Source organism: Nonomuraea sp. NPDC005650 (assembly GCF_040605375.1).
Taxonomy (GTDB): domain Bacteria; phylum Actinomycetota; class Actinomycetes; order Streptosporangiales; family Streptosporangiaceae; genus Nonomuraea.
The window spans coordinates 1-25,330 of the sequence record NZ_JBEXCR010000034.1 but is presented as its reverse complement, the minus strand read 5'-3'; the positions used below and the strand labels follow the sequence as shown (position 1 = coordinate 25,330).

Below are 25,330 nucleotides of genomic sequence, written 5' to 3'. Positions count from 1 at the left end.
GTAACGCACCGTGTGCGCGCCTGCCTCGTTGACCGACACCGGTGCCGAGTACGCCGTGAACGCCCCGCCGTCGAGCGCGTACTCCACCGTTTCCACTCCGGACTCGGTGTCGCTCGCTGTGAGGGTCACGGTCGCGGAGCCGACGTAGTTGCCGTCGTCGTCCCGATCGCCCGCCACCTGCGCCGACACCTGCGGCGCGGTGGTGTCCGCGCCGCCTCCGTCGGTGACCACCAGTTCGCCGACCATCTGGCCGTGACCGGGAATCGCGCAGAAGAAGCGGTACTTGCCCGGAGTGAGGTTCACCTGCGCCTGGTGCCGGCCGCCGTTCGCGTCGAAGGGGCTGGCGATGATGTTGAGGCTGACGTCGTGGTTGTAGCCGGGGGTGGAGACGTCGAAGGTCAGGGTGTGCGTCATGCCGGTGTCGTTGCCGGTCGCCGCACTGTTCTCGAAGACGATGGTGGCGGGCCCCGCGGTGGCGGTGGTCGGCGTCAACTTGTACGCGGTCATGCTGTTGTCGGCGTTCCAGGTGAGCACCTGGTCCGCCTGGGCCGTGAGCCGCATGGGGGGCTGCGCGCCGGCCTGGACCGACGACAGGAAGAGCGCGGGGAGCGCCACGGCCAGCAGCACCACGGCCAGGCCCGGCGCCGTGGCGGCGGCTTTCAACGTCCTGCGTAAGGCATGGATCAATCGGACATGCATGGGATCGATGCACCTCTCAAAGTCTGCGCGGGCGGCACGCCCCGGCTGGAGTGGGGCGCCGGGCGGGGTACGCGCCCCGGCCCGGCACCCGGCCGATGGACCGGCCTAGAGTTCTCGCACCCGGATGTTGCGGAATTCGATCGCGTCGTTGTTGCCGTGGTTCTGCAACCCGACGAACCCGCTGATGAACTGGCGCAGGTCCGTGGGCGGGTCGCCGGCTCGCGACGACGTCTTGCCCGGCGTGTTGTCGAACTCGTTGATCACCTTGCCGTTGCGGGTGATCGTGTAGTGCTGCCCGACCACCCGGACCTCGTAGTCGTTCCACGTGCCCTTCGGGGTGACCCCGGCCTTGTCCAGGCCCGTGGCGGCGAAGTTGTAGACGGAGCCGGTCTTCTGCGGCTCGCCCGTGTCGCCGTCGTAGATCTGGATCTCGTGACCGCAGAAGATCGCGACCCAGGCGGGCGACGTGCGGGCCGATCCGGCCGTTCCGCAGCTTCCCGCCGGACGTTGCTCCAGCGGCGTCCTCGGGTCGGGGAACCGTACGAAGACTCCGCTGTTGGCGCGGAGCGCGTCGGCCGCGACGTCACGGAACTGCAGCCTCAGCGAGAAGTCGGCGTACGCCTTCTTGGAGTACCACAGCATCCCGAGACCGCCGGAAGCGCGGATCGTGCCGTCCGGCTGCAGGTTGAACTGCCCCGACGGGGCCTGCGTCCACCCCTGGAGCGACTGCGCCGTCCCGTCGAAGAGGGTCTCGTACCCGTTCGTCTTGCCGATCTCGGACTGGGCGGCCGCCTTCTTGAGCGCGGACGCCTCGCGGTCGTCGATGACGCCGTCCTTGCGAGCCCGGTTCACCACGTCGTTGAGGTGGCTCATGAACTCGCCGTGGTTCTTCCAGTCGCGCTCGTCGTCGATCAGGTCGTTCAGCGTGCAGCCGCCGCCGGCCGCGCGGTTGGCCACGCCGGTGTCGGTGTCGAGCAGCCGGACCGTCGGCCGGGCGTCGGGGGCGGTGCATTCGACCTTGACGTCGATCGTGCCGGTGGCCGCCTTGCCGTCGGCGTAGGTGACCTTCAGCGTCGCCTTGTAGGTGCCGAAGTCCTTGTAGGAGTGCGTGGGGTTCGCCTCCTTCGACGGCCTGCTGCCGTCGCCGAAGTTCCACTCCCACGACACGCCGCCGGCCTTCGTGCTGGAGAACGCCATCGTCCTGGGGTCGCTCTGCCGGACGGGACGCGCCACGGCCAGGCTCGGGTTCGGCGTCGCCGCACCGCCCTTGTAGGCGACGCGGATCAGCTTCTGGTTGGCGTGGAGGCTGAAGAACCCGCCGGCGTAGTCGAGCATGTAGAGCGCGCCGTCCGGCCCGAACTTGGCGTCCATCCACGACTGGAGCTGGGTGTTGCCGCCGCCGCCCGGGATGATCTGGCGCAGGTCCTCGCCGAACACGGGCCGGCCCGCCTCGGGCACGGTCTTCGGGTCGACGGTCACGGCGACGCGGTTGTTGCCGTTGGACTCGTCACCGATGAACCACTTGTTCTCCCAGTACGCCGGCCACGCCACGCCGCTGTCGGTGTCGACCTGGGAGCGATGGTAGGTCGGCCCTGACATGACCGCCTGGCCGCCGCCCTTGAGGTAGGGAATGGTGAGGGTCTCCTCGCCCTGCTTGTACGTGGGCAGGCCGCTGCCGTCGGTCCGCTTCGGGTAGACGGGGCCGCCGCCCTGTGGCGAGTACCAGATCATGTTGGCGCGCGCCGGCGGGAGGTCGACGAGGCCGGTGTTGCGCGGTGAGGTGTTCTTCAGGTGGTCGCAGTCGTACCAGTCGGCGGGCTGGGTGGCGTCGACGTTGCTGCGGTCACGGTAGGGCTGCTTGTCGCCCATGCAGTACGGCCAGCCCTGGTTGCCGGCGGACCTGAGGATCGTGGCGGTCTCGTACTTGGCGGGACCCCACGTCTCGCTGGGGCCGCCGGCGTCGGGACCGACCCATCCGGCGGTCAGCCAGTTGTTCACGTCGTCCCAGGCGAGGCGTGCGATGTTGCGGACGCCCATCACCCAGATCTCCGGGCGGGTCTTGCCGCCGCCCTCCTCCTTGCCGGTGAACAGGTTGCCCTTGGGGACGGTGTAGGTGCCGTCGGCCTCCGGGTGGATCCGGAGGATCTTGCCGTTGAGGTCGTTGGTGTTGCCCGCGGTACGGCGGGCGTCCTGGAACGAGACGCCCTTGTAGTCCGCGGTCCAGTTGTTGCCGGAGTAGCCGCCCGAGCCGCCGGAGGAGTTGCTGTCACCGGAGCCGACGTAGAGGTTGCCGTCCTTGTCGAAGGCCATGCCGCCACCCGCGTGGCAGCAGCTGTGGATCTGGGTGTCCCACTGCAGCAGGTCCTTGCGGGTGCCCTGGTCGATGGCCTGGTTGGCGGCGTCGTAGGTGAACCGGGAGACCGTCCGCTTGCCGATCCGCCTGTCCCTGTCGATCGACTCGTGCGGCATCCAGTAGGCGTAGACCCAGCCGTTCTGCTCGAACTTGGGGTCGAGCGTGATGCCGATCAGGCCTTCCTCGTTCTTGACCAGTTCGTCGCCGCTGCCGCGGTTGCCCATGACGGCGAGCGTGGTCAGGAGCTTGACCTGCTTGGTCTTCGGGTCCCACTGGTGGATGGTGCCGCAGCCGAGGCCGACCTTGGGGTCGTTCCAGTCGACGACCGGGCCGGTCGTGCAGGCGGCCTTGCCGATGTAGAAGACCTTGCCGTCCGGGGCGACGGTCAGGCCGTGGGGCTCGCCGATCTGGTCGAGCTGGCCCTGCTTGTTCTGCGCGGTCAGCCGCTCGACGGTGTAGTTCGAGGCGATGGTCGCCTGGCAGTCACCGCGTACCAGGCCGGCCGCCCACCGGATGGCGCCGCCGAGGTGGCTCTGGAACTGCTCGTCGCCGGAGTAACTGGCCTTGGTGCCGCCCATGCCGGTGTAGAACGACCGGCCGCCGTCGTAGTCGCGGCACCACGAGACGGGGTGGAACGCGCCGTTGCCGTTCAGGCCCTGGTCGTAGGTGTGCTCGCCGACCTGCGCGACCGTGTGGACCTTGCCCAGCGGGTTGGGGCTCCAGTTCATCCACGTGTCGGTGCGCTTCACGGTGAAGGGCAGCCCCTTGTTCGCCGGGTGCTGGCGGTCGACGATGTCGACGACGGCCTCCTGCGGCTTGCTCTCCGGGGGCTCTCCGGCGGTGGGGCCGAACAGCCGCAGCTCGGCGAGCTGGAGCAGGGGCTCGCCGCTGTTCGCGGTGACGTTGAGCCGGTAGTACTGGTACGCCGTGCTGTTGTCGAACGTGTATTCCTTGGTCTGGAACCGCTGGGGGAAGCTCTCCCCGCTCCGCTTGTCGAGGTCGGTCCAGTCCGTCCCGTTCTGGGAGCCTTGCAGGGTCCAGTCCTTCGGGTCACGCCCGGCGAAGTCGTTGGCGGACGTCAACGCGTAATGAGCGATCGCGACCGCCTTCTCGAGCTTCCCCTGGACCCATCCGGTCGGCGTCCGCGCCAGCCACTTGGTGTCGTTGCTCCCGTCGAACAGCTTGTCCTTCGTCTCGTTCGGCGGGTTCTCGGCGCTGGCGGCGCTCTCCACCACCTTCTCCGGCGGGGGGAGGCTGCCGGCGGGGCGGGTGCCGATCAGCTCGGTGAACCAGGCCGAGTCCGCCTGGGCGCGCGCGGCGTCATGGACTCCGACGAATCCGCCGCCGTCCCTGATGTACGCCTGGAAGGCGGCCAGCTGGCCGTCGTTCAGCGCCGCGCCCTTGGCGGACAGGAACACCACGCCGCGGTAGCGCGCCAGGTTCTCGCTGGTGAAGACCGCCGGATCCTGCGACGCGTCGACGGAGAAGCCGTTCTTCCCGCCCAGGTCCTTGATCGCCGCCGTGGCCTGCTTGACCGGGTCGTCCTGCTGGTCGGCGGGACCGTGGAAGACCAGCACCTTGACAGAACCCTTTTCGGGACCCTTTCCGTGGCCCTGTTCGGAGCCCCTGTCCGGCGGGTTCGGGGCGGCGGCCTGTGCCTGGGCGGGCAGGGCGGCGGGGGCCGCCAGCCCGAGGATCAGGACGGCGCTCGACATCGTGATCAGTAAGCGGCGCCAGGCGGGTGATCGGGGCGGTAAGAGGGCTTTTCGGCCCATCGTTCGCTCCTTCGGATTGAGGGTGATTCGGGACCTGCTGGGAAGAGCTGAGGGTTGTGCCGCGGCCGGGTCCTGGGCCGCGTCAGTGATGCGCGTCCGTCGAGTGGCCCTCGTGGCCGCCACCCGAGTGATCGGGGATGTTCCCGTCCGCGTCGGTCACCGTGAAGATCCCGGCCATCCCCATGTCGGAGTGGCTCTGGACGTGGCAGTGGTACATCCACGCCCCTGGGCCGACGCGCTCCCCGGCGATCACCTGGAAGCCGAACGACTCGGCCGGGCCGGTGATCTTGGTGTCGATGATCCGGCTCTGGTCCTGCGGGTGTTCCAGCAGGCCGGTGCGGTTGTCGGCCCACCGGTGCCCGTGGATGTGGAAGGTGTGGTAGAACTCGCCGTGCGTGATCACGATCCACTCCACCCGCTCGCCGAGCTTCGCGACGAACTCGGGCGCCTGATGGGCCGGCTGGTTGTTGATCGACATGTCGTTGAAGACGACGGTGAACTGCTTGTCCGGCCTGAGGTCGCCCTTCCGGCGGACCACCAGCGGCCCGTAGAGCCCCTGCCGGATGCCCCCCGTGCCGTGATCGGTTCCCACGACGTGGTCGTGGTAGTGCCAGTAACCGGCGCTGCCGGGTTCGATGCTGCCGCCCGGGCGCCGGCCGGGGGTGTGGGTGCGCCAGGTGTAGGTACGCCGGCCGCCCGGTTCCACCACGCTGTTGTTCAGTCGGGTGCCGTCGCTGGCCGCGTCGTAGTCGACCCCGTGCACGTGCAGGCTGGCCGGCACGTCCAGGTTGTTGACCATCTCGATCTCGAGGGTGTCGCCCTCGACCATTTCGAGGAGAGGGCCGGGGATCGTGGGCTTGCCGGGCTCCAGGCCGTAGCCCAGCCGGCCGTCCGGCAGTCGCTCGGCGTAGAGGGTCATGCGGCGGACGTTGCCCTTGCCGGGCTTGTCCGTGGGCTTGTCGATCACTGCCTCGGCCTGGCTGGATGCCACTAACGGTGCGACCGCGGCGAACGCCGCGGAGGCGGTGAAGGCGCGCCGGGAGAACAGGCCTTTGTCCATGCCTGTGCCTACCTCGGTCATGGTTCCCCAATCGGTGACGGCGCCTCACTCGCGTGAGGGCAGGGTGCAGCTGCTCGTGTGCGTTCGGGGGCGAGGGTGTAAGAGTGGGAATCACGGGGAGTCGAGGGTGGTGGTTAGGATGACCGCCGATGGAAGTACGCGCCTTTTTTGGCCTCATGTCAAGACGTAGCGGCGAAAGTCGTGCTACTTCCGCCAAAATTCGGCCAAAGTCGGTGCGATCTCCCGAGGTGGCGGTGCGCCGTTTGTGTCGATCGCCTGCCGGTCGGCGCGATGATAGGGCGATCATCGGCCAGCTTCTGCTTGACCGTCGATAAAAGTCGCTCTTAGCATCGCGGCTAGTGACATACCGGATGTATCGCTCGTTCGGCATGGAGCCCGACACGTAGGAGCTTGCATGGACAAGGTCGGGGTGTGGCTCATTGGGGCACGGGGATCCGCGGCGACCACCGCGACCGCCGGCGCCGCGGCGATCAGGGCAGGGCTCGCGCCCCCGCAGGGATGCGTGACCGAGTCCCCGGGCTTTCCCGGGAAGCTGGTCCCGTTCGCCGGCCTGGTCTTCGGCGGTCATGACATCAGCGAGGTCTCCTTACGCAAACGCGCCGAACAGCTGAGCAGGGCGGGGGTGATCCCGCCGGACCTGCCACGGCTGATCGCCGCGGACCTGGACGCCGCCGACGCCGAGATCCGGCGCGGGCACGTCCGCGGCGACGGCGGGCAGGCCGCGGCCGCGGCCCGCCTGAGCGGGGACATCGCCGACTTCCGCGCCCGGCACGGGCTGGCCACGGTGGTCGTCGTCAACGTGTCGTCGACCGAGCCTCCGGCCGGCCCGCGTCCCGAGTTCGAGAGGCTGGCCGACCTGGAGGAGCGGCTCGCGACGGGGGACGACGTCCTGCCGCCGAGCTCCCTGTACGCCTATGCGGCGTTCCAGGCCGGGTGCGGCTACGTGGAGTTCACGCCCTCCACCGGGCCGACCCTGCCGGCGCTGGCGGAACTCGCCGGCCTGCGGCGCCTGCCGTACGCGGGACGCGACGGGAAGACCGGCGAGACCCTGGTCAAGAGCGCGCTCGCGCCCATGTTCGCTGACCGGGCGTTACGCGTGCGCTCCTGGTCAGGGGTCAACCTGCTCGGCGGGGGAGACGGGGCGACACTCGCCGATCCGGCTGCCAGGTCGAGCAAGGAGCTGTCCAAGGACCAGGTCGTCGCCGGGGTCGTGGGAGAGCCCGTCGAAGGGCGGACGCACATCGACTACGTCGCCGACCTGGGCGAATGGAAGACCGCCTGGGACCACGTGACCTTCGACGGCTTCCTCGGCGTGCGGATGGCGCTGCAGTTCACCTGGCAGGGCTGCGATTCGGCGCTGGCGGCCCCCCTCATCCTGGATCTGGCCCGGCTGGTCGCCCGTGCGCAGGAGAAGGGGCGGCACGGGGTGCTCCCCGAGCTCGGCTACTTCTTCAAGAACCCCTTGGGCACCGACGAACACGCCCTGGCCACCCAGTACGCCCGCCTGCTCGCCTTTGCCGGGGAGCTGTCATGAGGGCGATGCTGGAGCTGGTACGCGCGCCGGCCGCGCTGTCGGTGCCCGGAGACACCATGGCGGGCGCGGTCGCCGCGGGACGGAGCCCGAACCCCGGGCTGGCCGTGGCCTCGGTGCTGATGTACTGGTCGGGCATGGCGCTCAACGATTGGGCCGACCGCGAGGCCGACGCCGTCGAGCGGCCCGAGCGCCCGATCCCGTCCGGCAGGGTCCGCCCGGGCGCCGCGCTCGGGGTCGCCGGCGTCCTCACCGGTGCCGGCCTGGCCGTCGCCGCCATCGCCGGCGGACGCCGCGGACTCACCGTCGCCGGTCTGCTGGCCGGCACGGTGTGGGCCTACGACCTCGGCCTCAAGCGGACGGCGGCGGGCCCCGCCTCGATGGCCGCCTGCCGGACCCTGGACGTGCTCCTGGGCGCCGGCGCGCAGGGGAGAGCCGCCGTGCCGATGGCGCTGGCGGTCGGCGCGCACACGTACGGGATCAGCATTCTCGGCCGGGCCGAGGTGGCGGGGGCGGCACCCGGGACGGCCGAGCGTGCCCTGGCCGCCACCACCGCGGCAGCCGCTCTGGCGGCCGCCTCCAGCCTGCACGGGACAGCCGCCGCCCGGACGGGCGCCGGTGTCCTCCTCGCCGGCTATCTCGCCTGGACCCTCCCGGTCCAGGCCGGGTTACGGGCCCACCCCGATCCCGAGAACGTGCGGCAGGCCGTCCGGCTGAGCATCCTCGCCCTGATCCCGCTCCAGGCCGCGGCGCTCGCCGGGAACGGGCGGTTCGCGGCGGCGGGCGCGCTGCTGTGCTCGCTGCCCCTGGGCAGGTGGCTCTCGTCCCGGCTGGCGACGTCATGAACTGGGCCTACTGCACCAACGGGTTCGGCGACCACCGGCTCGCCGAGGCGCTCGCGATCCTGCACGACCTGGGCTACTCCGGTGCGGCGATCACGCTCGACCGAGGCCATCTCGACCCCTATGCCCCCGGCCTGGCCGCGGAGGTGTCGCGGATCGCCGCACTCCTCGAACGCCTCGGCCTCGCGGCCGTCGTCGAGACGGGCGGACGCTACACCCTGGACCCGTGGCGCAAGCATCATCCGACCCTCATCAGCGAGGACGCGGGCCGGAGAGCGGAGTTCCTGACGACGGCCATGCGGATCGCCGCCGATCTGGGCGCCCCGGTGGTGCATCTGTGGAGCGGGGTCCAGCCTGACGGCATGACGGAGGAGGAGGCGTACGCCCGGCTGGCCGGCCAGTGCGAACGGCTCCTCGACGAGGCGGACAGGACCGGCGTCACCCTGGGGTTCGAGCCGGAACCCGGGATGCTCGTCCGGGACCTGGACGGTTACGAACGGCTGCGCGGGATGCTCGGCGCCCATCCCCGGTTCGGCCTCACCCTCGACATCGGGCACTGCCACTGCGTGGAGCGGGACGACCTGCCCACTTGCGTCCGGCGGGCGCTGCCGTACACCGTGCACGTCCAGATCGAGGACATGCGCCGCGAGGTCCACGAGCACCTGGAGTTCGGCGAGGGCGAGATCGACTTCGTCCCGGTGCTCGCCGAGCTGAGCGGCTACTCCGGTCTCGTGGCCGTGGAGCTGGCCCGGCACGGCCACGCGGCCCCGCAGGTCGCCCGCCGATCGATCGAGTTCCTGAGGAGGGCACATGAGGGACGAGTGGCAGACACAGGCCGTACGGCGGGTCGAGGCTGACCCGGACGCGATCCACCTGCTCTTCCCGCAGGCCGAACGGCAGGGCGGCCCCAGCGCCCGGAGCGCGCTGCTCGGCGCGCTGGGCGGCGACCACGCGGTGATCCGCAAACTGTACGAGCGCGGCGACACCGGCGAGCGGCTGGCCATCCTGTCCGCGCTGCCCGACCTCGATCTCGGCCCGGCGGCGGTCGACCTGGTGGAGGACGCGCTGCGCGCCAACGACGCCCGGCTGGTCGCCGCGGCCCTGGGCCCCTACGGGTCGGCGTGGCTGGACGACCACGCCTTCCGCCAGGGGGTGCTCAAGTGCGTCTTCATGTCGATCCCGTTGGCCGCGGTGACCGGCCTGGAGCGCCGGTTCGACGCCGAGCTCGCCCGGATGTTGTCGGACTACGCGGCGGAGCTGCGGGCGGCCGGCCGGCCCGTCCCGGGCGACGTCTTGGAGAGGATCTGAATGCGCATCTTCGACCCGCACATCCACATGACCTCCCGGACCACCGACGACTACCAGCGCATGCACGCCTCGGGCGTCCGAGCCGTGGTGGAGCCCGCCTTCTGGCTGGGCCAGCCCCGTACCAACGTGGGCAGCTTCCTCGACTACTTCGACGCGCTGCTCGGCTGGGAGCCGTACCGCGCCGCGCAGTACGGCATCCGCCACCACTGCGCGCTCGCGCTCAATCCGAAGGAGGCCAACGACCCGCGGTGCGCGGGGGTGTTGGAGGAATTGCCGCGATACCTGCTGAAGGACTCCGTCGTCGCCGTCGGCGAGGTCGGCTACGACTCCATGACGGCCAGGGAGGAACAGGTCTTCGAGGCACAGCTCGCCCTGGCGCGGGGGAACGACCTCCCCGTCCTCGTGCACACGCCGCACCGGGACAAGGCCGCCGGCACCCGCCGCACGCTCGACGTGGTGCGGGCCGCGGGCCTCGCCCCCGAGCTGGTGCTCGTCGACCACCTCAACGAGCTGACCGTCGGCATGGTCGCGGACTCGGGCTGCTGGATGGGGTTCTCGATCTACCCCGACACCAAGATGGACCCGGCCCGGATGGTGGCCGTCCTCAAGGAGTACGGCACGTCCAGGATGCTCGTGAACTCGGCCGCGGACTGGGGACGCAGTGACCCGCTGAAGACGCGCGCGGTCGCCGACGCCATGTTCGCGGCCGGCTTCGGCGAGGACGAGGTGGACCAGGTGCTCTGGCGCAACCCGGTGACCTTCTACGGGCAGAGCGGCCGGCTCAGCCTGGAGGCCGGCACCGAAGAGGCCCCCGACTACGCCGGCAACACGATCAAGCGAGGCTGACCATGAGACTGCGCCACCCGGACGGCTCGACGATCCACCTCGCCTACTGCACCAACGTGCACCCCGCCGAGGATCTGCCCGGCATCCACCGCCAGCTCTCCGGCGTCGCCGCCCAGGTCAGAACCCTGCTCGGCGCCGAACGGCTCGGTCTCGGCCTCTGGCTGCCCCAGCCGGCCGCCGAAGAGCTGCTCGCCCGGGGCGACGAACTCGCCGCGCTGCGCGCGCGGCTGGCCTCGCTCGGGCTGGAGGTCGTGACCCTCAACGGGTTCCCCTACCGCGGCTTCCACGACGAGGTCGTGAAGTACCGCGTCTACCAGCCCGACTGGGCCGACGCGGAGCGGCTGCGCTACACGCTCGGGCTGGCCGAGATCCTCGCTGCGCTGCTGCCGGACGACGTCACCGAGGGGACGATCTCGACGCTGCCCCTCGCCTGGCGTACCGAGTGGACGGGGGACAAGGCGACGGCGGTCATGGCGAACCTCGACGCGCTCGCCCAGGGGCTGCGCGCCCTGACCCGCCGGACAGGCAAGGTGATCCGGGTGGGCTTCGAGCCGGAGCCCGGCTGCGTCATCGAGATCACACCCCAGGCGACCGCCCTGCTGAGTGAGGTGGACGCCGACTACCTCGGCCTGTGCCTGGACGCCTGCCACATGGCCGTGGGCTTCGAGGAACCCGGTGCGGGCGCCGGCACCGGGCTCCCGATCGTGAAGCTCCAGGCGTCGTGCGCGCTGGAGGCCCCGCCTGGAGCGCAGGGGGCGCTGGCGGCGTTCGACGAGGTCAGGTTCCTCCACCAGACGCGCTCCGCGACCGGATACGTCGACGACCTGGGGGAGGCCCTCGCCGGCGGCCTGCCCGCGGATGAGAGCTGGCGGGTGCACTTCCACGTCCCGCTGCACGCGGACCCGCCCCCTCCGCTCACCACCAGCGCCCCCTACCTGCGTGACCTGCTGGACACGCTCCTCGGCGGGCCCAGCCCGCTGACCCGGCACGTCGAGGTGGAGACCTACACCTGGAACGTGCTCCCCGGCGCGCCCCCGGACCTCGCCGCCGGCATCGCCGCCGAGCTCGATTGGATGCGGGGCCGGCTGACCTCGCTCGGGATGAAGGAGCAGTGATGGCACCGCTGGTCGTGGTCAACGTGGTGGGCCTGACCCCCCGCCTGCTCGCCCACATGCCGAACGTGGCCAAGGTGGGCACGGCGGCCACGCTGCGGCCCGTGCTCCCTGCCGTCACCTGCTCGATGCAGGCCACCCTGCTGACGGGCGCGATGCCCCGCGATCACGGCATCGTCGGCAACGGGTGGTATTTCCGGGACCTCGGCGAGGTCTTCCTGTGGCGCCAGCACAACGCGCTCATCCAGGGCGACCAGCTGTGGACCGCCGTACCCGGGCTGCGCGCCGCCAACGTCTGCTGGTGGTACGCCATGGGCGCGGCCACCGATCTGCTCGTGACCCCGCGCCCCATCTACCACGCCGACGGCCGCAAGGATCCCGACTGCTACACCCGCCCGCCCTCGCTCCACGACGATCTGGAGTCCGCGCTCGGGCCGTTCCCCCTGTTCAGCTACTGGGGCCCGACCGCGGGGATCACCTCGTCCGAATGGATCATCGCCGCGGCCCGCCGCATCCTGGCCCGCGAACGTCCCGACCTGCTGCTGGTCTACGTACCGCACCTCGACTACGACCTGCAGCGGCACGGCCCCGACGGGCCCGAGGCGATCGCCGCGGCCCGCGCGGTCGACGCCGCGCTCGCCCCGCTGCTCGCCGAGGAGGCCGAGGTGGTCGTGCTGTCGGAGTACGGCATCACCCCGGCGTCCCGGCCGATCGACGTCAACCGGGCGTTGCGCACCGCCGGGCTCCTGGAGGTCTACACCCAGGCCGGGATGGAATACCTCGACCCGTGGGCGTCCAGGGCCTTCGCCGTCGCCGACCACCAGGTGGCCCACGTGTACGTACGCGACCCCGCCGACCTCGACCGCACCCGCGCGGTCGTCGCCGAGCTGACCGGCGTGGACGAGGTGCTCGACCAGGCGGGCAAGGCCAAGTACGGGCTCGACCACGAGCGCGCCGGCGAACTCGTCGCGGTCGCGGAGCCCGACGCCTGGTTCACCTACTACTACTGGCTCTCCGACGACCGGGCCCCGGATTTCGCCAGGCTCGTGGACATCCATCGCAAGCCCGGCTACGACCCCGCCGAGCTGTTCATGAACCCGCGTGACCCGTTCGTCAAGCTCCGCGCCGCCGCGGGGCTGGCCAAGAAGAAGCTGGGCTTCCGCTACACGATGCCGGTGGTGCCGCTCGACCCGGCACCGGTGCGGGGCAGCCACGGCCGCCTGCCCGACAGCCCCGACGACGGCCCGCTGCTCATCGGCCCCGTCGACCGCGACCGCTACGAGGCGACCGAGGTGAAGGACCTGCTGGCCGGTCTGGTTAAGAAATCTACTAAGTAAAGGGCGTCGGGTTGGGACAAATTTCACTGGGAAGATCACAAAGGCACGGGCTCCGCCCGTACGTCACCCAATATCAGGGCTGCCCGGGCGGAGGAGTTATCGGTTTGTCGGCTGGCCCGCGGTCAAAGGGCGCGGTGGACTCGCCCAGCCAGTGCGGAGAACGGCGGCAGGGCGGGCGAATCCTTTACCCCGAGCTCTGTGGACTCTCCGTCGCCGGTGCCGGGGCCGTGCGAACCTGAAAGCCGTGGGACTTCTCCGGCTCGCCGTGCTCGTGGGGCTGACGGTGCGGCACCTGTGCCAGGGCGCCCCTCGGCCGCCCCAGAAGAATCTCCCCGTACCCGGGCCGGTGGCGAGGCGCCCGCGCAGTCACCGGCTGATCATCGGGATGTTCGTGCTGTCCGTGCTGCTCGGCGTGGCTGCCTGGAACTCGTACCAGACCGCCGCGCCCGTGCCTCTGTACACCCGCTTCGAGGGGAGCATCGGCGTGTACGTGACCGTGCCGGAGGGCGAACGCGCCCTCGACCTCCTCACGCTGGCTGTCAAGGCGGACCCCTGCGGCGAACTCCAGGCGGAGGGGATCGCGCTCGACGAGAAGGAGCTGGCGCGGTGCGGGCCGGACACGTACGAGTTCGTGATGACCGGCCTCGCGGCGAAGGGAGCTCCGCCGTGCTATGACTATCGCGTCACCCTCGACGGCGATGCGTGGTTGTCGGAGATGGAGCTCAACGACCGGCCTCGGCGGGCCACATCGGTGATCGACGGGAAACTCTGCTCCTCTCGCGCGGATTCCCGGCTGGGGCCCGTCCGCATCAGCGGGCGAGCGAGGGAGCCACTCGTGATCTCCCGCGGATACACGACCGTGCTCGCTGCTCCATCGGTCATGTACGTGGGCGCCACGAACGCCGATGAGACGCACATTTCCTGGCGGCTCGGTCGCATGCCGCTCGACAGCGTTGTGGAGTCCGGCACCGAGTACGGTCGCGACAAGTCCGATCCGCGGCTGCTGGCCTGGTTCCACCCCAGCCCGGAGACCGTCCCCGAGCCCACGACAGGTTTCGCGTGGGTGGCTGACCCCGATGAGCCGGTCAGGGATTCCGATCGGGGGGGATATCTCGCCGGGCCGCACGCCCGGCTCATCTCCATCCCCGGCAAGCAGGCGGCCGAACAGGCTCTGTTCTGGGCCGGTCTCCTGGCGGGCGCCGCCGTGTCGACGCTCACGTGGGCGGGGGAACTGGTGTTAGAGAACCGGCGATCAAGGCGATGAGGCGAGATCGAGCCCTATGGCGCCGCCCGCCGCTCCCGCCGGCGGGCGGAGGCGGAACGACAGCGCTTGGTGGGCGTCAGCCGTGCCGGTGGGCGGTGGTTGGTGTATTCGTAGCGAAGCCTCTTGTCATCAACCACACGGCGAAGACAAGGCTCTGCAGGCCCAGTGGCGCGCACCAGCGAGTTCGGCTACGGCCTGGACCTGATCTTGGATGCGCTCGAAGCTCGCCGGAGGGCCTCCCGCTAGGGTTCGTGCGATGAGCCCCGAAGTGGCTTTGTGCAACGGCAGCTACCGTTCGTGTTCTCAGAAATAGCGATCTTGCCGATCCGGGGCAGCGGTCGAGGGCTTCGACTGTCCGACGTGTGAGGTGCCGGCGGGGAGCGCCTGCCGGACGCGGGGTGGGAAGGTGGCGCCGAAGTACCACACGCCGCGCTTCATGCTGGTGCCGCAACTGGAGGCGGGGACGCCCGTCGATCGCGGTCCCGGTCGGCTGTGGGCGGCGCGGGCCCGGCGCGTGAGGCGTCCGACGCCGATGCCGCCCAGGCTTAGCGGGTGAGGTGGCGTCCGCCTGCGACGGAGAGGACCTCCCCGTTGACGTGCCCGTTCGCCGCCGAACCGAGGTAGGCGACAGTGGAGGCGACGTCCTGGGGGGTGCAGATGCGGCGGGTCGGCGTTTTGGCCGCTTCGGCGTCGATGACCTCCTGTCCGAATCCCGGGTACGTCAGTGCCCGTTCGGTGAGAGTGAAGCCTGGTCTGACCACGTTGGTGAGGATGCCGTACTGGGCCTCGCGGGAAGCGAGGACTCTTGCGGCCGTTTCCAGCGCGCCCTTGGCGGCGGGGTAGGCCGCTGCGGCCGGCATCGGCTGGCTGACCACGTCCGATGAGATCACGACCACGCGTCCCCATCCTGCTGCCCTCATGCCGGGCAGGGCGGCGTCGATGACGGACAGTGTCCCGGTCACGTTGGTGGTGAGAGCGTCGGTGAGGGTCTCCCATGTCTCGGGCGTCCGGGCCGGCCAGCTCACGGCGTTGGCGATCAGGACCGTGATGTCGCCGAGTTCGTGCTCCACCTGGCGGACGGCTGTCTGGATCGATTCCTGGTTCCGCTGGTCGATTCGGACGGCGATCGCTGTTCCGCCCGTCGCGCTGATGGAGTCGACGAGGTTGTGGACTCGTTCTTCGCTGCCGTGCCAGGCTGCGGCGACCAGGGCGCCTTCTTGTGCCAATGTCGTGGCGATCGCGCCGCCGATGTCGCCCGATGCTCCGGTGACCAGCGCGACTCGTCCATTCAGACCGAGGTTCATTGCTCTCCCAATCTACATAGTCGGCTATCTAATAGCCGACTATACATATAGTAGAGTGAGGGTCGTGGACGCAAGTGAGGCGATGCGCGTCAATCGGGCGCTGAACAAGATGAGCAAGCTCTACCGCGCCGCCAAGTCGCGCAAGCTCGCGGCGCTCGGCCTGCACCCCGGCCAGGACGTGCTGCTGTGGGTGTTGGCGCAGGAACGCGACGGCATGACGGTGTCCCAGTTGGCCGCCCGGCTCGGTGTCGAGCAGCCGACCGCCACCCGCAGTCTCGCCCGTCTGGAGGCCGGCGGTTGGTTCCGGCGCGAGCCGGTCGCCATCGATCGCCGTCAGGTACGCGTCGTGGTCACCGACGCCGGCCACAAGCTGGTGCCGGAAATCGAACGGGCCTGGGCGGAGCTTGCCGATCAGGTGTTGGGCGGGGTGGGCGAGGAGCAGCGCGAGGTTGTGCTGAACGCCCTGGAGCAGGCCAACGACACGCTGCGCGCATTCGTCGGGGAAGCCGTTCTGGCCGAGGAATGACCAGGGGCCAAGGCTCCCGCTGATGTCTCCGTCGATGTCGCCGCCGACCAGGCCCGCGCTGAGCTGAACCGGGCGCGCGAGCAGCGCGCGACCGAGGCTGACCGGATGCGCCAGGATCTCGTCGCTGCTCGCGACCAGCTCCGGCCACGCGCGGGCTCGGCTCACCGTTGCCCAGGCCGCCGGGCACAGTGTCCGGCAGCGAGCCGAGGCTGCCGAGTGGGCGGCCGATGTGCCGGTGATGGGCCTCGGCCCCTGGAGCGGGTGCGGGCGGCGCGTTCGGCGGTGAAGGTGTGTACCGCTCCACCGCTCGGGGTGATTCCGGTAGTGCGCTGCCAGCGTGCTGTGTGCGGTTTGTGAGCGGCGGGCTGGAGGGTGGGGTCGTCCGCGTCACCTATCACCCAAAGGAACGGGTCAATGTCCCAACGTGCTCTTTCGTCGGATCGTGCGGTGCGGCCACGCCGGCTGCGCATGGTCACAGCTGCGGCGCTGGCCGTGAGCCTGGCCGTGGCGTCGCCGGCCGCGGCGGCGGTCACGCCGTACACGGGCGGTGGCGTCGAGGCGCAACGCGTTCAGATACGGCAGTTGGCGCGGGAGTTGGTGGCCGCCGGGGCGCCGGGCGTGATCGTACGGGTGGACGACGGCCGCGGCCGGCCGGTTGAGATCGCCGAGCAGGCCGCCTGGACCAGGCGGGATCACGTGCTCAAGGCCGAGGACGCGTTCCGGGTGGGGTCCAACACCAAGACCATGACGGCCACGCTGGTGCTGCAACTGGTCGCCGAGGGCAAGCTCGCCCTGACCGACCCGGTGGAGAAGTGGCTGCCGGGCAAGGTGCCCAACGGCCGGGCGATCACGTTGCGCATGCTGTTGAACCACACCAGCGGGCTGTTCGACTACGCCGAGGACGCCGTGCTCGTGCCGTCCATCGTCGGCGAAGACCGGCGGCGGTGGACCTCGGCGGAGCTGCTCGCCGTGGGGGTGAAGCACGATCCGCTGTTCGCGCCGGGTACGAAGTGGTCGTACAGCAACACCAACTACGCCGCGATCGGCGCCGTCCTGGAGCGGGTCACCGGGGCCGGCCTGGCCGATCTGGTCCGGGATCGGATCGCCCGGCCGCTCAAGCTCGAACACACCTACTTCGCCACCGGCTCCACCTGGCGTGGCCCTCATGCCCGCGGCTACGAACCGGATGCCGCCCACATGCCGCCGGCTGTGCCTGCCGCGTTCAGGAACGTCGCCGGGGCGCGCCACCACGGACATGTGAACGTCTCCGACAATGACCCCGGGTGGGGCGGGGCGGCCGGGGCGGTGGTGTCCACCACGCGGGACTGGTCCAGGTTCTCCACCGCGTTGATGTCCGGCAGGCTGCTGCCCGCCGCCCAGCTGGCGCAGCTGCGCACCACCGTGCCGGTGGATCCGCGGCAGCCGGACGGGCCCGGCTACGGGCTGGGCATTCAGACCGGTGACCATCCGTGCGGGCGGTTCTGGGGTCACGACGGCGGCATGCCCGGCTACCTCAGCACCGGGATCACCGACCGGGCCGGCGCCCGTTCGGCGGTCGTCCTGATCTCGACGGAGTTCTGGGCCGAGTTCGAGGCCGACCCGAAGATCGCCAAGGCTGCTCAGGCGCTTCAGATGGCGGTGACCTGCGCGATGTTCGGCAAGCCTGTGCCGGCGGCGGCTCGTCCTAGCTGATCGGCGCGGTGATGGCCGCGGAGACCAGGTCTTCGGCTTCGCTCCGCGACATGGCCGCTCCCGCGGCGTGTTCGGTGGCGAATCCTGTGGCGCCCAGGGCGGCCGTGGCCCGTTCCGTGATCGTTCGTACGTCGATGTCTGCGGGGTCGTCCCGGCCCCGCAGTACGGTGGCGGCCCCGAGCAGCCGTCCGGCTCGCTCGGGCCGGTCGTGGCAGAGCTCGATCGCGGCGGTCACGACCGCGGTCGCGGCCGCGACCGGCGTGTGCCAGGTCAGCGTCAGGTGCACCGCCGGGTGATCGAGCCGGTGTGCCGCCTCGTCCGGGGCGCCCTGCGCGAGGTCCACCTGGGCGAGCACGCCCAGCAGCAACGCGGTCAGGTGCGGAGTCGACCGGCCGGATGGCGCCTCGGTCAGGCCGGCCCGGGCGTGTTCGCCGGCCGGGCCGGGCCGGCGGGCTCGCCACTCCAGTCGTGCCAGGCCCAGGCACACCTGAGCTCGCGACTCCGCCGAAGCCGAACCGGTCCGCTCGGCCTGGTCGAGCAGGGCCGTCAGCTGCCGCCGCCCGCCGTCCACGTCGCCGGCCTCCGCCCGGTGCAGTGCGGCCGCCACCTCGTTCTCCATGCTGTGCTCGGGCATGCCGAGTTCCTGGAAGTACCGGGTGGCCCGCTCGGCCGGCGCGGGCGCGCCGACCGGTGCGCCGGACCGCTGCAACGCCGAGTTCAGGGTGCTCAGCGTGATCGCCAGGCCCCACCGCTCGCCGAGTTCCTCGAAGCCGGTCAGCGCGCGCGACAGCAGGTGCGTCGCCTCGGCGGCGTGCCCGGTGTTCATGACGAGCACGCCGCGGACCATCAGAGCCAGCGACCGGCTCCACGGATCCGTCCACTCGTGGTCCGGTACGGCGGCATCGTGTCCTGAGCTCACGGCGAGCGCCAACCGGGCCATCTCCAGGATGGGGTGGGTGCCGGGGGCGATGCACTCCAGGGCCTTCCTGATCTGGTCGAAGGTCGCTTCCGCCTCGTCGGGCCGGCTGATGGTCTCGGTGGTGGCGAGCGCGTGCGCGACGACCACGAGCGCGCGTGCCTGCGGCTCGGCCGGGCCGGGGATCTGGAGGATCCGGCCGAGCAGGTCCAGCGACTCCGGCGGATGGTCGCGCAGGAACCAGTACCAGCACAGCGCGACGCCGAACCGGGCCGCCAGGTCGGCGTCGCCGGACTCGGCCGCCCAGCGGATCGCGGCCGACAGGTTGTCCCGTTCCGCGGACAGGCGGGCCAGCCAGCGCAGTTGGTCCGAGGTGCGCAGGTGCGGGTCGGCGGTTTCGGCCAGCTGGAGGAAGAACCTGGCGTGCCGCCCGCGTACGACGTCGACCTCGTCGCGCCGGGCCAGTCGCGCGAGGCCGAACTCCCGGATGGTCTCCAGCGCGCGGTAGCGCGGCTCGACCGGGTCCGCGGGCTCCACCGGGTGCAACAGGGACTTGTCGACCAACGCCGTCAGCAGCTCCCGGACGTCGCCCGACCCGCCGATCGCCTCCGCCGCGTCCTCGGTGAAGCTGCCGGGCACGACCGCCAGCCGTTCCAGCAGTGATCGCTCGTCGGTGTCGAGCAGGTCCCAGCTCCAGGCCACCGCGGCGCTCAGGGTCCGGTGTCGCGGCAATGCCGTACGGCTGCCGCCGGTGAGCAGCCGGAAGCGGTCGTTCAGCCGTGCCGCGACCGCCTCGACCGGCAGGGCGCGCAACTGCGCGGCGGCCAGCTCGATCGCCAGCGGCAGGCCGTCCAGCCGGCGGCAGATCTCCACCGCCGCCGTCAGCGTGCCGCCTTGCGGGGTGAAGCCCGGTCGCACCGCGGCGGCCCGGTCTTGGAACAGCCGGACCGCCGCGCAGGCGCGGGCCCGCTCATCGGTCGCCCCCGGTTCGGGCAGCTCCAGCGGGATCACCGGGTGCAGGGTCTCGCCGTCGATGCGCAGGGCTTCCCGGCTGGTGGCCAGCACGCGCAGCCTCGGGCATCGGCCGAGCAGGGACCCGGCGAGCGTCGCGGCGGCCTCGATCACGTGCTCGCAGTTGTCCAGTACCAGTACCAGGTCGTCGTCCGCGAGGGTTTCGGCCAGGTGGTCCAGGATCTCGTCCGGGGTGACGGGCCGCGGCTGCGCGCCCTCCTCGCGCGTCCGCAACCGGTCGAGCACGGCGCGGGGCACGTCGTCCGCCTCGATCGGGGCCAGCGGGACGAACCACACCCCGCCGGACGCAGTGAGCTGCCGGCCGACGGTGTTGGCCAGCCGGGTTTTGCCCGATCCTCCGGGGCCGACCAGGGTGACCAGCCGGACTCGGCCGAGCAGGTCCGTGACGCGGCGTACGTCGTCGTCGCGGCCCACGAAGCTGGTGAGCGGGACGTCCAGGTTGCCGTGGGATCGGCGGGGCCGGGGGAGTTCGCCGCGCAACACCGCCAGGTGGGCCTCTTGGAGCTGCGGACCGGGGTCGCTGCCGAAGCTGTCCGCCAGCAGGCCGCGGATCCGCTGGTAGGCGGCCAGTGCCTCGGCGCCGCGGCCGTTCAGCGCCAGGGTCCGGATCAGCTGGGCGTGCAGCCGTTCGCGTAACGGGTGCGCGGCGGCCAGCGACTCGAGCTCGGCGAGCAGGTCGGGGTCGGCGCCCAGGGCGAGGTCGGCTTCGACCCGGTCCTCCAGGGCGGCCAGCCGGGCCCGCTCCAGCCGTTCGGCCTCGGCGGCGGCGAACGGCGCTTGGCGCACGTCCGCCAGGGCGGGGCCGCGCCACAGGCTCAGCGCCTCGCGCAGGGTGGCGGCCGCCTCGGCGGGCCGGGACTGCGCGTACGAGTGCCGGCCCGCGCGGGCCAGCCGCTCGAACCGGACGGCGTCGACCGCGTCCGGCTCGACGGCCAGCCGGTACCCGGCCAGGCCTGATGTGAGCAGTTCGGCGTCGCCCAGGACGCGCCGCAGCCGGGAGACCAGCGATTGCAGCGCGTGCAAGTGGTCGTCCGGCGCCGCCTCGCCCCACAGCGCCTCGACCAGGGTCGCCGGCCGTACGGCACGCCCGGCGTCCAGCACCAGCCGGGCCAGCAGCGCCCGCAGCCGCGCGCCTCCGACCCGTGTCGGGCCGGTGGCGGTGTCCAGCGTCAGGGGGCCGAGGACGCCGACGCGTACCTGTCCTCTCGCATCTGCCATGGCCAGCACTTTGTCAGATGGCGAGGGGACTTCTGGCGACCAGGGTTCGAGCCTGTGGTGCCGGGACATGCCATGCCGGTGACATACCTCCGCTATACCGCGCATCCCTTCGGAGAAGCGGCCCTGGACCGAACAGAAGGTCACGAAGACGGGCGGCGCCTCGTCCTCGACGGGCATGTGATCGGCGAACGTGCCTCACGAGGTCGTTTGCGGTGAGCCGACGCGTTGGCCCTCCCCGGAGAGTCAGGGCTTGGGGTTGGTGTCATCGCAGGGCCGCCGCGAAGACCAGGCGGTTGGTGCTGGTGTAGGCGTGTTCACGTTCGGACCAAGCGATGCGGGAGGTGATCTGTTCGGGGCTGGCCGGACAGTTGCCGGGGTCGGTCAGGCGTTCTGCCCAGAAACGGGCATTGCGGGATTGGCGCTCGAGGATCGCATCGGGGACATCAGCTCGGCGCGCGGCGGTGAGGCCGTAGGCGTCGGCGAGTACCCGCACCTGGGCGGCTTGCGCGGTGGCCGGCGGCGCGGTGGTCTTGGAGGAGATGCACCACGTCCAGGCCATGTATCCGATGTCCTCGAGCGGATCGCCCGGGGCCGCGGTGTCGAAGTCGATGAAGGCGACCGGTAGCCCGGCGCGGAACACCGTGTTGTTGGGTCCGGGGTCGTGGTGGCAGACGACGGGGTGCTCCCCGGTGAGTCCGCTGTCGCGGGTGGCGTCGTGCAACGAGCGGAGAAGCGCCCCGGCCGCAGCGACTTGGGCCTCGCTCCAGCGCTGGAACCTGTCCGCCACCCAGCCGGGCAGGTAGCTGAGAACGTCGCGATCGGCTTCGTCTCGTCCAAGGTAGCGCGGCGCTCCCGTGAACTGGCGTCGCTGGAGGTGCGTGAGCAGTTCAGCGACGAAGGCGGAGGAGGACGTGGCGGGCCGTCGAACGGTATCGGCGACCCGGACGACGCCTGGGGTGATGCGTCCTCCGGTCAGGGGAACTTCAACGGGGACGTGCCGCATGGGGGAGTTGTCCTTTTCGGTGCGATGACGGCCGGTGCTTTCGGTCGGTGGCAGCGCATGCGGTGACCGTCAGGCGATCCGGTAGGCGGCGGCGCCGTTGTGCAGGAAGCGGGCGCGGCCGTGTTCGTCGGAGCCGACCAGGGACAGGACCTGGTGGCCGTCGGACTTCGGTTCGGCGGTGATGACCGAGCTGTCGTTGAGGCGGACGACCTCGACGCGGTTCTCGGATCGGCCGAGGAAGGACGCGGCGATTTCATTGCGTGGACGGTAGATGAGGAACGCGCGGTCGTGCTCGCCGGCGAGGGTGATGTCGTACAGGGTAGAGCGGTAGGTGCCGCACATGCGGTCGGCGTCGATCCCGGCCGGGTTCAAGGGTGGCACGGGTAGTGGTGCCGTCTCGACGCCGGCGAGGTCCCTGAGCGCCGTAGCGAAGATCTCGTGGGCCAGTGGCTCACCGCCGGTGCTGTTGGTCAGCACGGCCACCGCCACACCCGCCGACGGGACGACGCGAAGGAACGCCTTCTGCCCCTTGGAGACACCGGTGTGGCCGACGACGCCGTCCTGGTAGAGCATCCAGCCGAGTCCCCAGCCGATGACGCCGCCGCCGAAGTCCGGGACGGATTCGACCTGGGGTTCGCGCAGTGCCGCCAGCGTGTGGTCGGTGAGGTGCAGGCGGACGAACTCCAGCAGGTCGCGTGCGCTGATCGCGAAGTGCGAGCCGCTGGGCGCGGAGTAGTAGGAAACCGCCCACGCTTTGGCCGGAACGACCTCTGCGCCGGTCTGGATGTGGCCGACCGCGGCGCGGTGCAGGATCGCCTCGTAGGTGTCGGTAGCGGCGGTGTGCAGGCCCAGTGGTGTCACCAGGCGTTCGCGGAGCACGTCGTGGAAGGGCTTGTGGCGTAACACCTCCACCAGCCTGCCGAGCACCACGTACCCGCTGTTGGAGTAGGAGAAGACGGTGTCAGGCGGGAGGAGCTGGTCCGCCTCGGCGAGGGTGGCGACGAACTTCTCGATCGCGTCGTCGTTGCGACCGGTGTCGGTGAAGTGGTTGCCGTCGATGCCGCCGGTGTGGGTGAGCAGGTGGCGGGCGGTCAGGGACGCGGTGGCGGCCGGGTCGCTCAGCCGAAAGCCGGGCAGGTAGTCGCGAACGGGACGGTCGAGATCCAGCACACCGTCGTCGGCCAGTTGCTGGATCAGGGTGGCTGTCCAGATCTTGGTGATCGAGCCGATCTTGAACACCGAGTCGGTCGTGGCCTCGACCTGGGTGCGCAGACTCAGCACGCCCACAGCCTCGTCCCGGATCTCCCCGTTGGCCAGCACGGCGACCTGTGCGCCCGGTACGTCGTATTTCGCGACAAGGTCGCCCAGATCCCATCCCATCCCGCCAGGCTAGTGGCGACGTCTATGACAAGAGCAGGTCGCCTATACGGCGATCAGCGCGTTCCCATGTGCCTGATGGGGTCGGGAGGCTGGGGGAGGTCCTGGGCGAGCAGGACCTCCAGTTCCTCCTCGGTGAGGAGGCGGACATCACACAGAATCCGAGCCGACTGGTACCAGCATCTCCGTGCCTCTTCCTGCCGTCCAAGATCGTGCAGGGTGTCGCCGAGCCCCCACAGAGTAACGGCCTCCATCGCGCGGGCACCGGCCTTGTGGTGAAGGTGGGCCGCTCTCCGGTATCCGGCTTCGGCCTCGACGAGCCTGTCGGCGCGTCGGTAGGCATCGGCCAGCGTCTCGGTCGCCGATGCCTCGCCGAGGGGGTTGTCGAACTCCGCCCAGATCTCCAGGCTCTTTCGGCCCGCGTCGATCGCGTCGTCCAGCCGGCCCATTCTGATCAGCACCGCGGCCCGGCCGTTGAGGATCATCGCTTGGTAGTCGCGCAGGCCGCTGGCCGTCGCTGTTTCTGTCGCCTCGTCCTGGGTGGCAAGCGCGTCGTCGAACCGCCCCAGCTTGCCGTAGGTCGCGCCGAGGTTGTGGAGGGTGCCCGTCTTGCGCAGGGGCAGGCCCGCTCGATCCCAGCACACGAGGGCACGCTCGAACTGCTCGACCGCAGGCTCGAAGCGACCCTGGTTCTTGTGGATGCTGCCCAACTGGTTGTGCCCGCGGGCCTGGCCCGCCCAGTCACCGGTCCGGACGGCCACCTCCAGGGCCTGGTGATGGATCTCGGCCAGGTCGGCGAGCCAGCCTCTGTGACTGAAGGGTCTGTTGAGACTGGCCGCGAGACCTTCAACCGTGCCGGGGTCGTCGGTGCGGGTGACGGCCTGCCGGGCGACGGCGATGAGGTTGTCGCGCTCCACCTCGATCCAGTCGATCGCCTCCTGTGGTGTGCTCAGGCGAAGGCCCGGCTGGTCGGCGCGAAGGTTTCTGACGATGGGAGAGGTGGGATCGAGCAGGAGGCTGGCCGTCCTGGTTGTGGCGAGGTAGTGGTGCAACGCTCGGCGGGTGGCGGCCGCCCGATCGCTGTCCTGGACGAGGTCGTCGGCTTGTTCGCGGGCGTAGAGGCGGACGAGGTCGTGCATCCGGTAGCGGCCCGGCCCCGCCGATTCGAGCAGCCGGGCGTCCAGGAGGCGGTCCAGCGTGGCCTCGGCCGTGTGCTCGGGCCGGTCGGCGAGTGCGGCGGTGGCCGCCGGGGTGTGGGTGGGCGTGTCGAGGAGGCCGAGCAGGGCGAACAGGTGGGCGGCGTCCCGGCCGGCGGGCTCCTCCTTGAGGTGATGGAGGCTGACGGCGATGCCGGCGCGGACGGCCAGGTCGGCGTACTCCAGCGTGTCCAGGCGGCGGGTGGCGTCGGCGAGCCTGGCGGCCAGGTAGGACAGCGTCCAGTCGGGGCGGGCGGCCAGACGTGCCGCCGCGATGCGAAGGGCGAGGGGCAGACCCCCGCAGAGCCGGGCGATCCGGCCGGCGGCCTCCGGCTCGGCGTGGACCCGGCCGGGACCGGCGATCCGGGCCAGCAGCGCGATGGCATCGGACGGGTCGAGCCCGGGCAGGTTCAGCTGGCTCGCCCCGTCGAGCGAGGTGAGAACCTGCCGGCTCGTGATGACGACAGCGCACCCCGGCCCGGCGGGAATGAGCGGGCGGACCTGGCGGGCGTCGAGGGCGTTGTCGAGGATGATCAGCACGTTCCGCGCTGAGGTGAGGGACCGGTAGCGGGCCGCGGCCTCGTCGACCACGGTCGGTATGGCGGAGCCGTCCAGCCCGAGCGAGCGCAGAAGCCGGCCGAGCGCCTCGATCGGCGACAGAGGCCGGAGGCCGTCGGTGGCGCCGTGCAGGTCGATGTAGAGCACGCCGTCGGTGTAGCGGGCGGCGGCGGCGTGGGCGAGGTGGACGGCCAGGGCGGATTTGCCGATGCCGCCGGGTCCGTCGATCACGGTGATGGCGGGTCCGTGGGTGGGCCTGCCGGTCGGGTCGTGGGTGGGGTTGAGGGTGGTGCGGAGGTGGTTGATCTCGGTGGTGCGGGCGGTGAAGGCGTGGGTGTCGGGGGGTAGTTCGGCCGGGAG

The 25,330-nt window shown here is 70.9% G+C and carries 18 protein-coding genes; 10 read left to right on the top strand and 8 right to left on the bottom strand.

Translation table 11 applies throughout. The annotated features are described in order from the left end of the window. The 3 genes from ABZS69_RS44865 to ABZS69_RS44855 all read right to left on the bottom strand — a co-directional run. Positions 1-699 (bottom strand): hypothetical protein (locus tag ABZS69_RS44865; RefSeq protein ID WP_355383904.1); only part of this gene is annotated, 699 nt, incomplete at its 3' end. A 105-nt stretch (positions 700-804) separates the two neighbouring features. Further along, the gene (locus tag ABZS69_RS44860; RefSeq protein WP_355383902.1) at positions 805-4,767 is read right to left on the bottom strand and encodes a ThuA domain-containing protein; all 3,963 of its coding nucleotides are present in this window, start codon (positions 4,765-4,767) and stop codon (positions 805-807) included. 142 nt (positions 4,768-4,909) lie between these two features. Next, the gene (locus tag ABZS69_RS44855) at positions 4,910-5,887 is read right to left on the bottom strand and encodes a multicopper oxidase domain-containing protein (protein ID WP_355383899.1); all 978 of its coding nucleotides are present in this window, start codon (positions 5,885-5,887) and stop codon (positions 4,910-4,912) included. 415 nt (positions 5,888-6,302) lie between these two features. Between ABZS69_RS44855 and ABZS69_RS44850 the strand changes: the two genes are divergently transcribed. From ABZS69_RS44850 to ABZS69_RS44815, 8 genes are all read left to right on the top strand, one after another. Further along, a complete protein-coding gene (locus ABZS69_RS44850) occupies positions 6,303-7,442 on the top strand; it encodes an inositol-3-phosphate synthase (protein WP_355383896.1) in 1,140 nt (379 codons plus the stop codon). Next, positions 7,439-8,284: an SCO3242 family prenyltransferase gene (locus ABZS69_RS44845; RefSeq protein ID WP_355383893.1), complete on the top strand. Its 846-nt coding sequence runs from the start codon at positions 7,439-7,441 to the stop codon at positions 8,282-8,284. Before ABZS69_RS44850 ends, ABZS69_RS44845 begins: the two co-directional genes overlap by 4 nt. After that, positions 8,281-9,138, top strand: coding sequence for a sugar phosphate isomerase/epimerase family protein (locus tag ABZS69_RS44840; protein ID WP_355383891.1), 858 nt, complete (start codon positions 8,281-8,283; stop codon positions 9,136-9,138). The genes ABZS69_RS44845 and ABZS69_RS44840 overlap by 4 nt, the downstream gene beginning before the upstream one ends. Continuing rightward, the gene (locus ABZS69_RS44835) at positions 9,092-9,589 is read left to right on the top strand and encodes an EboA domain-containing protein (protein ID WP_355383888.1); all 498 of its coding nucleotides are present in this window, start codon (positions 9,092-9,094) and stop codon (positions 9,587-9,589) included. Before ABZS69_RS44840 ends, ABZS69_RS44835 begins: the two co-directional genes overlap by 47 nt. Then, positions 9,590-10,435: a TatD family hydrolase gene (locus ABZS69_RS44830; protein ID WP_355383886.1), complete on the top strand. Its 846-nt coding sequence runs from the start codon at positions 9,590-9,592 to the stop codon at positions 10,433-10,435. Positions 10,436-10,437: 2 nt separating this feature from the next. Further along, on the top strand, positions 10,438-11,550 hold the full coding sequence (eboE, locus tag ABZS69_RS44825; protein WP_355383883.1) for a metabolite traffic protein EboE: 1,113 nt from the start codon (positions 10,438-10,440) through the stop codon (positions 11,548-11,550). Then, the gene (locus ABZS69_RS44820) at positions 11,550-12,884 is read left to right on the top strand and encodes a nucleotide pyrophosphatase/phosphodiesterase family protein (RefSeq protein WP_355383880.1); all 1,335 of its coding nucleotides are present in this window, start codon (positions 11,550-11,552) and stop codon (positions 12,882-12,884) included. Before eboE ends, ABZS69_RS44820 begins: the two co-directional genes overlap by 1 nt. Before the next feature lie 244 nt (positions 12,885-13,128). Further along, positions 13,129-14,148 carry a hypothetical protein gene (locus ABZS69_RS44815; protein ID WP_355383877.1) on the top strand — a complete coding sequence of 340 codons (1,020 nt, stop codon included), beginning with the start codon at positions 13,129-13,131 and terminating at the stop codon, positions 14,146-14,148. 545 nt (positions 14,149-14,693) lie between these two features. Here the strand turns inward: ABZS69_RS44815 and ABZS69_RS44810 are convergent. After that, a complete protein-coding gene (locus ABZS69_RS44810; protein ID WP_355383874.1) occupies positions 14,694-15,452 on the bottom strand; it encodes an SDR family oxidoreductase in 759 nt (252 codons plus the stop codon). Positions 15,453-15,516: 64 nt separating this feature from the next. On the opposite strand from ABZS69_RS44810, the gene ABZS69_RS44805 reads away from it, so the two are divergent. Both ABZS69_RS44805 and ABZS69_RS44800 read left to right on the top strand, forming a co-directional pair. Next, a complete protein-coding gene (locus ABZS69_RS44805; RefSeq protein WP_355383871.1) occupies positions 15,517-15,978 on the top strand; it encodes a MarR family transcriptional regulator in 462 nt (153 codons plus the stop codon). Positions 15,979-16,446: 468 nt separating this feature from the next. Further along, on the top strand, positions 16,447-17,670 hold the full coding sequence (locus ABZS69_RS44800) for a serine hydrolase domain-containing protein (RefSeq protein ID WP_355383868.1): 1,224 nt from the start codon (positions 16,447-16,449) through the stop codon (positions 17,668-17,670). On the opposite strand, the gene ABZS69_RS44795 is transcribed toward ABZS69_RS44800, so the two are convergent. The 4 genes from ABZS69_RS44795 to ABZS69_RS44780 all read right to left on the bottom strand — a co-directional run. Next, positions 17,663-20,836 (bottom strand): BTAD domain-containing putative transcriptional regulator, encoded by a 3,174-nt coding sequence (locus tag ABZS69_RS44795; RefSeq protein WP_355383865.1) that lies wholly within the window; start codon positions 20,834-20,836, stop codon positions 17,663-17,665. The two genes, ABZS69_RS44800 and ABZS69_RS44795, sit on opposite strands and share 8 nt — an antisense overlap. A gap of 262 nt (positions 20,837-21,098) precedes the next feature. Further along, positions 21,099-21,839, bottom strand: coding sequence for an aminoglycoside phosphotransferase family protein (locus tag ABZS69_RS44790; RefSeq protein WP_355383862.1), 741 nt, complete (start codon positions 21,837-21,839; stop codon positions 21,099-21,101). 69 nt (positions 21,840-21,908) lie between these two features. Next, on the bottom strand, positions 21,909-23,219 hold the full coding sequence (locus ABZS69_RS44785) for a serine hydrolase domain-containing protein (protein ID WP_355383859.1): 1,311 nt from the start codon (positions 23,217-23,219) through the stop codon (positions 21,909-21,911). Between the two features lie 53 nt (positions 23,220-23,272). After that, on the bottom strand, positions 23,273-25,330 hold a 2,058-nt coding region (locus tag ABZS69_RS44780; RefSeq protein WP_355383856.1), incomplete at its 5' end, for a tetratricopeptide repeat protein.